The following is a 9,783-nucleotide window of genomic DNA, read 5'->3' on the forward strand; positions in this document are numbered from 1 at the left end:
TGGTTACAGCAACTTTGACAAATGAGTGCGGAACACAAACAGTCATTCAGACAATCGTTGTTACAAGCACAGCTGGAATGGAAGAAAACGGAATCGAAGGATTGAGTGTTTATCCGAACCCGGCTTCAGATAAAGTAATCATTTCTCTCCCTGAAACAGCAGATGCATCAGCAACGGTTTATTCAACAACAGGAACCGTGATTTCTACTCTTGGAAAACTGGATGCTCAAACAGAATTGCCTGTTCAGGGCTGGACTCCGGGAGTTTACTTCGTACGCGTTCAGAATGAAAGCAAAGCAAGCACTATTAAGTTAGTGATTCAATAACAACTGAAAATGAAGATTCAGGCAGGAACTCTTTCTTGCCTGAATTTTTAATCATCACACTTTAATCTCCAAACGATGAAACTACGAACTGGTTCCCTTCTCTTATTGCTAGTTGTTTCCAGTTATTTCACAGGATATACTCAATGCAACTGGACACAGATTTATCATGAATCTTATGAGTATACGACTGTTATTCCTCATCTATTGTCCGGAACCACTTACCAAAACAATCCCCAAACATATGCAGGTTGTGTTCGCACAGGAACTTACGGGATGTACATGAATATTGTAGATGGTTATGTCGGGATGCTGTATTCTCAGCCATTCACCGATATTTGTGTCGGACAACAATACCGTTTTTCCTTTTCCACCCGCGACACCTGGACAAGTACAAATAACCTGACGATCCAGGTGAAAGACAACGGGGGAAATGTGCTGGTTACTCAAAACGTGATCAACGGAAGTACCTGGAACGATATCACCATGGTCGCTTTTACCGCTCCGACTTCTTCAATTGTATTTGAAATCAGCACGAATACTGCCGGAACAGGTGGAAATGATGTTGGTTTTGATGATTTGAAATTGTTTCAGTGCCAACCAGTACCGCTCAACCTTGCTGTAACGGAATGCGCTTCCGGAAATTCAGTGAATTTGTATGCTGAAATTCCCGCAGGAACTTTGTCCGCCGGTGGAACCTGGACAGGACCTTCAGCGCTGACGAATGGTTATCTGGGAACATTTACACCCGGAACAAATACCAATGGAAGCTATCATTATACCATTGACGGAGCACCCGGTTGTGCCGATTCGGTCGCAAATATTCAGGTTGCTTTTATCCAAACTCCAATCCTTAACCCAATTCAGGATGTAACTACTTGTTCGTTTTATATTCTTCCGGTGATTTCTGGAACGAATTTAAGCGGAAATCAGCGCTATTACACCGGCCCGAACGGAACAGGTACTTCGTACTTGCCGGGAGCGGCCATTATAGCTTCACAAACATTGTATGTTTATGACGGAGCATCTGGTTGTTCCGATCAGGTTTCATTCACCATCAATTTTATACCTTCTCCGGTAATTACTGTGAGTGGGAATGATACAATTTGTGCCGGAGAAACTGCCGTTTTCACAGTTTTTTCAACCAGCAATAACATGACCTATGTCTGGACTCCCGGAAACATAACAAGCTCAACGCTTTCTGTAAATCCGGGTTCAACAACGGTTTACTCAGTAATCGGGACGAATGCATTTGGTTGTAACTCGAATATGGTGTCGGCTTCAGCAATTGTGAGACCGAGCCCGATTCTGACCTTACAAGCTTCAGATGATACAATTTGCCTGGGTGATCAAGTACAATTGATGGTGACATCGTCCGTTAACGGAACGAATTACTTATGGAACGACGGAAATACCCAGGCAATCAGAATGGTTTCTCCCGCTTCAAACAGTACGTTTTCAGTCATTGGAACCTCACCGAATGGCTGCACGGATGCAAAAGCAACACCGGTTTTGGTTATTCCGGCATTGGAAGTAATGATTTCCGGAGTTTCCGAATTCTGTGAAGGAGCTTCCACAACACTTTCTGTTTCGGGAAATCAACCTGGAATGACGTATACCTGGATTCCGTCCGGAAGTACAACCCAAACTTTTTCGGTGAACGATCAGAATGCAGGATGGATTTATGTAATGGGTTCTTATCATGGTTGCCCGATCGGAAGAGATTCGGTGTTGACAGCTGCATTGCCAAACCCTCAGATTGCAGTTCCGGATAATTTCCAGGTTTGCCCGGGAACACCCGTCGTTGCAACAGTCAGTTCCAATGTGCCGAATAGTACCTTTGTCTGGACACCCGGAAATTTAACGGGCTCAAGTAATACGCTGTATGCCAATACTTCGACAACTTATTATGTTTATGCACAAAACGGATCATGTGTTTCCGAAACGGATTCCTTTACCGTTGATATTTCATTGGCTTGTTTCGTAGAAGTTCCGAATATTTTCACCCCGAACGGAGATCAGGTGAATGATTACTTCTCGCTGGTTTCCTATGCCGGAATTCAATCATTGGAAATAGATATCGTGAATCGCTGGGGAAACCGGGTACGCTCATTTGCCAAACCTGATTTTCAGTGGGACGGGAAAGATACTTCCGGAAAAGAAATGGCTGAAGGGGTTTATTTCTACCGTTTGAAAGCTGTTTTAGGCTCAGGAGAAGAAATCGAAAAGCAAGGCTTTATTGAAGTTTTACGTTAATGAATAATCATCAGTTTTAGTTCTTTTTGTTATTGTACCTTCAATAATGGAATGCGATCTTCGGGTCGCATTCTTTTTTTATTCTAAAAATAATATCCTTCCAGGCAAAGCTCTTTGCGCTCTTCCTTTCTTTGCTATTTACCGTATTTTTGTCGTTCAATCTATCCAGGAAAATGACTTCTGCTCCTTACTGCCACTGGGCTAATAGATACAACTTGTCCCGCCACTGCGGGATGTCTATCCATCATTTTAGTGCAATTAGTTCCCGGTCCATATTCTTAAACCTTCGAAAGAAAATACAGACCCTCATTTCGCTTTGCGCTCTCTGCATCTTTGCGTTTCAATAAAAATCACTTTGTGTTTTTAACGCTAAGAAGCAAAGGGCGCAGAGATGTTTTAGCTGGAATAATGATCTCCCGATGAATCAATGAAAAAGGATTCAGTAAGAGTAAATCTTTGCATTTCAATAAAAATCCTCTTTGTGTTTCCGGAATGATGAAGTCCCCGGATGCCTGAATAGGGAAACATCACATCATATTTTATGTAACTTTACATCAAAGAGCAACATTTATATGAATATTCTGGTTACGGGAGGCGCGGGCTTCATTGGGTCGCATTTGGGTCGCTTATTGGTGAAAAAATATCCGTCTTACAAGATTATAACATTTGATGCCCTGACCTATGCAGGGAATCTGGCAAATCTGAAAGACGTGATGGATGCGGAGAATCACATTTTTGTAAAAGGAGATATTACTTCCGAACAAGACGTAAAAGCAGCATTTGAGAACTATCAGATTACGGACGTTATTCATTTGGCGGCAGAATCTCATGTTGACCGTTCAATCGAAGGACCGATGGAATTTGTTCATACGAATGTAGTTGGAACGGTAAACCTGATGAATCAGGCACGCGCGTATTGGAAAACCAATGAAGGGCATGTTTTTTACCATGTTTCTACCGATGAGGTTTTCGGGTCTCTTGGTTTGGAAGGATTCTTTACGGAGACAACGCCTTACGATCCGAGAAGTCCTTATTCGGCATCGAAAGCAGCTTCCGATCATTTTGTGTCTGCGTATTATCATACCTACGATTTCCCAATCAAACGATCCAATTGCTCAAACAATTACGGTAGCAATCATCACCCGGAAAAATTGATTCCGTTGATGATCAACAATATTCTGAACAAAAAATCCCTGCCTGTTTACGGTGAAGGAATCAATGTGAGAGATTGGCTCTGGGTAGAAGACCACGCACGCGCAATCGACGTGATTTTTCACAAAGGAGCAATTGGCTGCAACTACAACATCGGAGGATGGAACGAGTGGCGGAATATTGATTTGATTCACGAATTGTGTCAAATCATGGATCAGGAACTTGGACGAAAAGAGGGCGAAAGCGCAGAATTGATTACCTATGTAAAAGACCGGTCCGGACATGATTTGCGCTATGCGATTGATGCTACGAAATTGTTTGATGAATTGGGCTGGAAACCGAGTATTACTTTTGAAGAAGGTCTTCGCGAAACCGTAAAATGGTATCTGAATAACCAGGATTGGGTGAAAGAAGTTACTTCCGGAGCGTACCAGGATTATTACAAAAGCATGTATAATCAGCGTTAAGAATGAGTTTATTCGACGTGTTTAAGAGCCGGAAAAAGGATGCTGCAGATATCGGTGGAATTTTGCAGGTCGATATTCACAGTCATTTACTTCCCGGAATTGATGACGGTGCTCCATCCATGGATCACACGATCGGAATGCTTCGGAAATTTGAAGAATTGGGATATCAGAAACTGATTTTTACCCCGCATGTCATGTCGGGAGTATATGACAATACTTCTGAAATCATTCTTGGAAAATTGCAGGAAGTGAGAAAAGTGAGCGAAGAATTGGGCTTGAAACTCCGTTTGGAAGCATCCGCTGAATATTATTTTGATGAAACTTTTTTTGAGCGGATCAGAACCAAAGATTTACTGCCTTTTCACGGAAATCACATCCTTTTTGAGTTTTCATTCCGCAATCAGCCTTCCCGGGTAGAGGAAGTTGTTTTTCAATTAAAATCTGCCGGATATCAACCGGTTTTGGCACATTTTGAACGCTACCTCTATTATCATCCTTCCATTGAAGTGGCGAAACAATTGCAGGAACGAGGCTGCATGATCCAGGTTAATTTAAATTCTTTCACCGGGCATTACGGACCGGAAATAAAAAACCAGGCGATCAGACTTTTAAAGGCCGGGGTAATTGATCTTTTGGGCAGCGATTGCCACCGGATTCAGCATTTGGAAACCCTGGAAAGTTCGTTGAAAGACCCGCTTTTTCATCGGTTGCTGGAAGAAAAAGTCAAAAACCCTTTGTTTCTCTGACTAAACAGATCCGGGTGATCCCAATTGTTAAAATTATCTTGGAAAGCTCATTTTTTTGTTCTAAATTTTCCTGAAATTAATTCCAGAAGAAATATATACCACGGTAAATAAATTATTTGTATACTTGTGAAAAATTACAAATTATGGAAAATTATCTAGGACTGGGCGTCGGAATTATAGCAATCATAACCGCCTTTTTAGCACGATCAGCATTTTTTTTTAAAACAGCACTGAGCATTGGCATTTGTTGTTTGATAGTTGCATTTACCAGTGGATTTGAAGAAGATCCTTCGTTGGATATGATCTGCTTTACGTTGATCGGAATCATCGGATTGGGTTATTTTATTTCCCTGCTTTCTGAAAAGATCAGAATGGTAGCTCCTTATTTTGTCGGGCTTCTGGCTTTGATCCCGATGGGAGCCAAAGCAACGTTTCAGGGTTTTGAAGTCGACTGGACCTTTGAAGTAGCAGCATTTGCAATCATCGGATCGTTGATTCCGCTTCTGGCTAAGATCAAGGACTTTTTTGCGGTTCGCTGGTTCGGAGCTGACGGCTCGGAATTCAATTCGGCGGTTTCCTTGGTTTACCTGGGAATTTTCGTGTTTGCGGCTTCTTTTTTCGTTTCGACTTTCGGAGTGATTTTGTTGGCGACAGGCTATTTTGCTTCCAACCTGGCACTTCGGTCAAACAGCGGTTTACAATTAAGCATTTTGCTTTTCGCCGTAGCCTGGATCTTGTTCTCGCTGAATTCGTTGGAAGGAATTTCAGATTCTTTATTGAAAGGAAACCTTTGGATGGGAATTTTGGCAGGATTGGGTTCATTATGGGCTTGTAAATCCATCAAAAACACCTTTGTAAGTTTATTCGTTCCGGTTTTGATTTTAGGAGTATTGGTGAGTTTCGGTTTTATCAATGAAAACTTTGGAGGAACACCAACTCTGTTAGGAGCAATCATCGGATCTTCCATGGCGTTGGCCTTGATTGAACCGGCAGAACCGAATAAACCTTTCCGGGGAATGTTGTTGCCTTTGATTCTGATTGGTTTTACAAACCCGGTGGATTCTCTTTTTCAACCGGAAAAACTGAAAGTAGAAACCCTTTTGGATAACGGAAATGAGTCTTCAAATCAAACGGTAGAGAAGAAAGATGTCATGGATATTCCTGCCATTGCATTGACTGACGGAGATGCGGGAGCCTGGAAAAGTGTTGCTGCCAATTCCAAACTGGAATTCGAAGTGGGACCTCCTGCAAGCAGAACTGCCGGAGCAATCAAAGAATTCACCACAGAAGTTCAATTGGATAAAGCTGGGGTAATCAGAAGTCTCCAGGTGGAAATGAAGAGCGGAAGTCTAACGACATTCAACGATATTCGCGATGAATCCGTTTTGAGCGATGAATTCATCAAATCCGAAAAACACCCGAAAATTACCTACACTTCTAAAAAGATCGAGAAAGTAGGCGAGGACTACCGGATTACCGGAGACCTGGAGTTTGTAGGTGCGAAAGTGGAAGTAACGGTCAACCTGCGTTTTGTTTCCAAAGTAGATAAAGATGGAAGCGAAATATTGGTATTCGTTGGTAAATCTGCGGTTGACAGAACAAAACACAATATGACATCTGATGCGAAGATCGGTGATTTGGTGGATGTAACTTTTGAAGTCGCATTGGCACGCTAAAATCTCATTTGTTGTTCATCAGAACAAAATTTAAAGACAGAAAGTTGTATTTTTCAGGCGTGAAAATACTTCTCTTCTGTCTTTTTTTTGTGGTTTTCAATGTTTCTGCCCAACCCGATTCTTCCTGGAATAAACGATCTTATTGGGTCGCGGGAACGAATGTTGCGCTCGGGGGAGGAAGTATCGCATTGCTTTCTGCGGTTTGGTACCAGGGATATCCGAAATCTTCTTTCCACACGTTTGACGATTCCAAAGAATGGATGTACATGGACAAGTTCGGGCATGCTTACACGGCATACCAGCTTTCCATGGCCGAGTACGCCGCGTGGCGATGGGCAAGAATGCCTCGGAAAAAAGCAGTTTGGCTTTCGGGAGGAATTGCCTGGACATATCAATTATCCGTAGAAGTGTTAGATGGATTTAGCGCTGAATGGGGATTTTCTGTTGCCGATTTAACCGCAAATACGGTAGGTTCTGCGTTATTCATCGGTCAGCAATTGGGTTGGGACGAACAGCGTTTCCAACTAAAATTCGGCTATAAATCCTCTCCTTACGCGAAAATTCGCCCGAATACCCTGGGATCTAATTTTACGGAAAGATTGCTGAAAGATTACAACGCCCAGAGTTATTGGTTGTGTGTTGCCCCGGGAACATTTTTCAAAGAATCCTCATTCCCCAAGTGGATTCAAATTGGATTCGGTTACAGTATTGATGCGAAACTGCATGGATACGATAATTCCTACACGGATGTGAATTCGGGCAGAACGTACTTTGCGAAACAGGAATATGCCATTTCACTGGATATTGATTGGTCGCAGCTTCCTATTAAGAAACCGTGGTTGAGAAAAGTATTGAAACCTCTGAATACGATCAAGATCCCGTTTCCGGCTGTTTTCTGGAGAAACGGAGTCTGTTATTTCGGGATGTTCTGATGTCTGGAAAAGAATGAAACTTCGCTTAAACTTTCTGTTGGAAACAACATCTAAATCATTGAAACCAATTGTTGAACTTATGAAACTGAAGCTTATTCTATTCCTCTTTTTTCCTTTTTTGACGTTTGCCCAGTATTCCGACCCGAATGTCGGGAAACCAACTTCAGGTTACGGATCTGACGGTGCATATACCGTTGTATCGGAATCATTTAATAACGTCAATTTTAACGGTGAAAATATCGTAATCTATCATCCGGAGGAAATTACAACACCGGTTCCGACGATCTTTTATTCGCACGGATATGGCGGAAACAACCCGATTTACATCAAAGGATTGACAGATTTTGTGGCGAAAAAAGGATACGCACTGGTTTTTGTTCCTTACCAAACTTTGGGAGTTACGGTGTTGGATCGCTATGAAAATTTACTCCAGGGATTCCGGAAGGCAGCGCGCAATTATCCGGATATTATTGATACAACCAGGGCTGCTTTCATGGGGCATTCTTTCGGTGGCGGAGCCTCTTTCGGAAATTCATTCAAGTGTTTTACTGAAAACAATTGGGGAAGTAACGGCCGTTTTATCTATGCTTCTGCTCAATGGTATTCATACAATATTACTCAGAATCAATTGCAGAATTTTCCTGCCGATGTAAAACTGCTTACTGAAATCTACGAAAGCGATTCTACGAATGATCATCGTTTGGCAGCAGATATTTTCAGGAATATTTCCATTTCGAATTCAGAAAAAGACTTTTTGATTCTTCAGCGCGATACCGTGGGCGGATACATCTATCCCGCAGATCACAATACGCCGAATACCGTGATTGCATTGAATGCGCACGATTACTACGGAATTTACCGTATTCTGGATGCTTTGGCAGATTATACGTGGAATGGAAATCAATCCGCTAAAAATGTGTGTTTAGGAAATGGATCTTCGGCTCAGGTTACGCTTCCTGCAGGATTGAAACCGATGATTCAGACAGATAATCCGCATATTACAAGATCAATGGACAGCTATCAGTTTCCCTGCGATTCGATGATCAATTTGAGAATAAGCTACTGTGAACCGTTGAATGGAGTGGAACAAAATCAGCTCCGTTATTTGGATATTTTCCCTAATCCGGTTGAAAACCAGTTTCAATTGCAAACGGATTCAAAAGTGACTTTTGCGCAATTGCAGGATGTTTTTGGCCGGGAAATACCGCTTGAATTTCATGAAATTTCCGGGGGATATGTATTCGAAGTTGCTAATCTGACAAAAGGTGTTTACTTTTTACGGACAAATACCGGAACAAGTCAACTCATAAAAAATGCAGACTAAACTTTTTCAATTAGAAAGTCCCAACGGAACGATCCGTGGAAAACTGGTGGATTGCGGGAGCAGTAGCTCCTGGGTGTTGATGGCCTGTGGTCACAATGGCTTTTATCATTTCGGGATGTTCCCTACGATTCAGGAATCTCTGGCGGCAAGCGGTATTTCTTCCGTAGCGTTTAATTATACGCATTGTGGAATTTCTGATGACGGAGATTATTTCGACGACCTGGAAAGTTATAAAGCGAACAGCAGGCGATTGGAAGTAGAAGATTTGACGTTCATGGCTCAAAAAATGATGTCGGGTGAATGGATTTCACCTCCGGCACAAGTGTTTCTTTTTGGTCACAGCATGGGTGGTTTTTCCGCTGCATTTGCAAGTCGGCAAATTCAAAAAAGCGGAATTGCGCTTTCGGGAATAATTCTGTTGAACTCGTTGCGAACGCTGAATACCCGTACTCCGGAAATCATGGAGGAATGGCAGAAGAACGGTGTTTATTTCAGGCCAAACATGCGCACCAGGCAGGAATTACCGCAAGGTCCGGAGTTTTTGGCAGAAACATTAGCCAGTGATACGACCTGGAATATGCAGCCGCTTATTGAAAATATGGAAATTCCGTGTTTTGTAGCTCACGCGGTGGACGATGAAGCCGTTCCATTCGAACATGGAAGAACGATTTTTTCCTGGGTGTATAAAAACAATCTGAAGAATGCCTTTCTCCCGGTTCCACAAGCAGGACACACCTTGAATACGACGCATCCGATGAAACGGGATTCGGAAGAATTGCAGTTTTTTTGCCGGCAGGTAGTTGACTGGATTGAGAAAATATAGATAGGGGGACGCGATGTATCGGTAATAATGTAGAAAACTCACCAAGCTACATAAACATTAAAAAAACTATGTGACCTTCTGTGT

The 9,783-nt window shown here is 42.3% G+C and carries 8 protein-coding genes; all 8 read left to right on the forward strand.

All coding sequences use genetic code 11. From position 1 onward, the window contains the following. On the forward strand, positions 1-326 hold a 326-nt coding region (locus Q1V93_RS14315), incomplete at its 5' end, for a T9SS type A sorting domain-containing protein (RefSeq protein ID WP_300665608.1). 75 nt (positions 327-401) lie between these two features. Further along, complete coding sequence (locus Q1V93_RS14320) at positions 402-2,579, forward strand: gliding motility-associated C-terminal domain-containing protein (RefSeq protein WP_300665610.1); 2,178 nt, start codon at positions 402-404, stop codon at positions 2,577-2,579. A 572-nt stretch (positions 2,580-3,151) separates the two neighbouring features. Beyond that, positions 3,152-4,198 carry a dTDP-glucose 4,6-dehydratase gene (rfbB, locus tag Q1V93_RS14325; RefSeq protein WP_300665611.1) on the forward strand — a complete coding sequence of 349 codons (1,047 nt, stop codon included), beginning with the start codon at positions 3,152-3,154 and terminating at the stop codon, positions 4,196-4,198. Between the two features lie 2 nt (positions 4,199-4,200). Next, positions 4,201-4,944, forward strand: a complete 744-nt coding sequence (locus Q1V93_RS14330) for a CpsB/CapC family capsule biosynthesis tyrosine phosphatase (RefSeq protein WP_300665612.1) — start codon at positions 4,201-4,203, stop codon at positions 4,942-4,944. Positions 4,945-5,087: 143 nt separating this feature from the next. After that, positions 5,088-6,620 carry a YceI family protein gene (locus Q1V93_RS14335; protein ID WP_300665613.1) on the forward strand — a complete coding sequence of 511 codons (1,533 nt, stop codon included), beginning with the start codon at positions 5,088-5,090 and terminating at the stop codon, positions 6,618-6,620. Between the two features lie 59 nt (positions 6,621-6,679). Further along, positions 6,680-7,552 (forward strand): DUF2279 domain-containing protein, encoded by an 873-nt coding sequence (locus Q1V93_RS14340; RefSeq protein WP_300665614.1) that lies wholly within the window; start codon positions 6,680-6,682, stop codon positions 7,550-7,552. A gap of 79 nt (positions 7,553-7,631) precedes the next feature. Continuing rightward, entirely contained in the window at positions 7,632-8,876 is a 1,245-nt protein-coding gene (locus Q1V93_RS14345) for a T9SS type A sorting domain-containing protein (RefSeq protein ID WP_300665615.1), read from the forward strand. Continuing rightward, on the forward strand, positions 8,866-9,699 hold the full coding sequence (locus tag Q1V93_RS14350; RefSeq protein ID WP_300665616.1) for an alpha/beta fold hydrolase: 834 nt from the start codon (positions 8,866-8,868) through the stop codon (positions 9,697-9,699). The genes Q1V93_RS14345 and Q1V93_RS14350 overlap by 11 nt, the downstream gene beginning before the upstream one ends. The last annotated feature ends 84 nt before the right edge of the window (positions 9,700-9,783 follow it).

This window comes from Fluviicola sp. (genome assembly GCF_030151805.1).
In the GTDB taxonomy this organism is placed as follows: Bacteria; Bacteroidota; Bacteroidia; order Flavobacteriales_D; family Crocinitomicaceae; genus Fluviicola.

What these genes read in the sequence shown, in the direction of transcription:
- Q1V93_RS14320 (WP_300665610.1), top strand. Translation starts at nt 402, where the DNA reads ATGAAACTACGAACTGGTTCCCTTCTCTTATTGCTAGTTGTTTCCAGT.
- rfbB (WP_300665611.1), top strand. Translation starts at nt 3,152, where the DNA reads ATGAATATTCTGGTTACGGGAGGCGCGGGCTTCATTGGGTCGCATTTG.
- Q1V93_RS14330 (WP_300665612.1), top strand. Translation starts at nt 4,201, where the DNA reads ATGAGTTTATTCGACGTGTTTAAGAGCCGGAAAAAGGATGCTGCAGAT.
- Q1V93_RS14335 (WP_300665613.1), top strand. Translation starts at nt 5,088, where the DNA reads ATGGAAAATTATCTAGGACTGGGCGTCGGAATTATAGCAATCATAACC.
- Q1V93_RS14345 (WP_300665615.1), top strand. Translation starts at nt 7,632, where the DNA reads ATGAAACTGAAGCTTATTCTATTCCTCTTTTTTCCTTTTTTGACGTTT.
- Q1V93_RS14350 (WP_300665616.1), top strand. Translation starts at nt 8,866, where the DNA reads ATGCAGACTAAACTTTTTCAATTAGAAAGTCCCAACGGAACGATCCGT.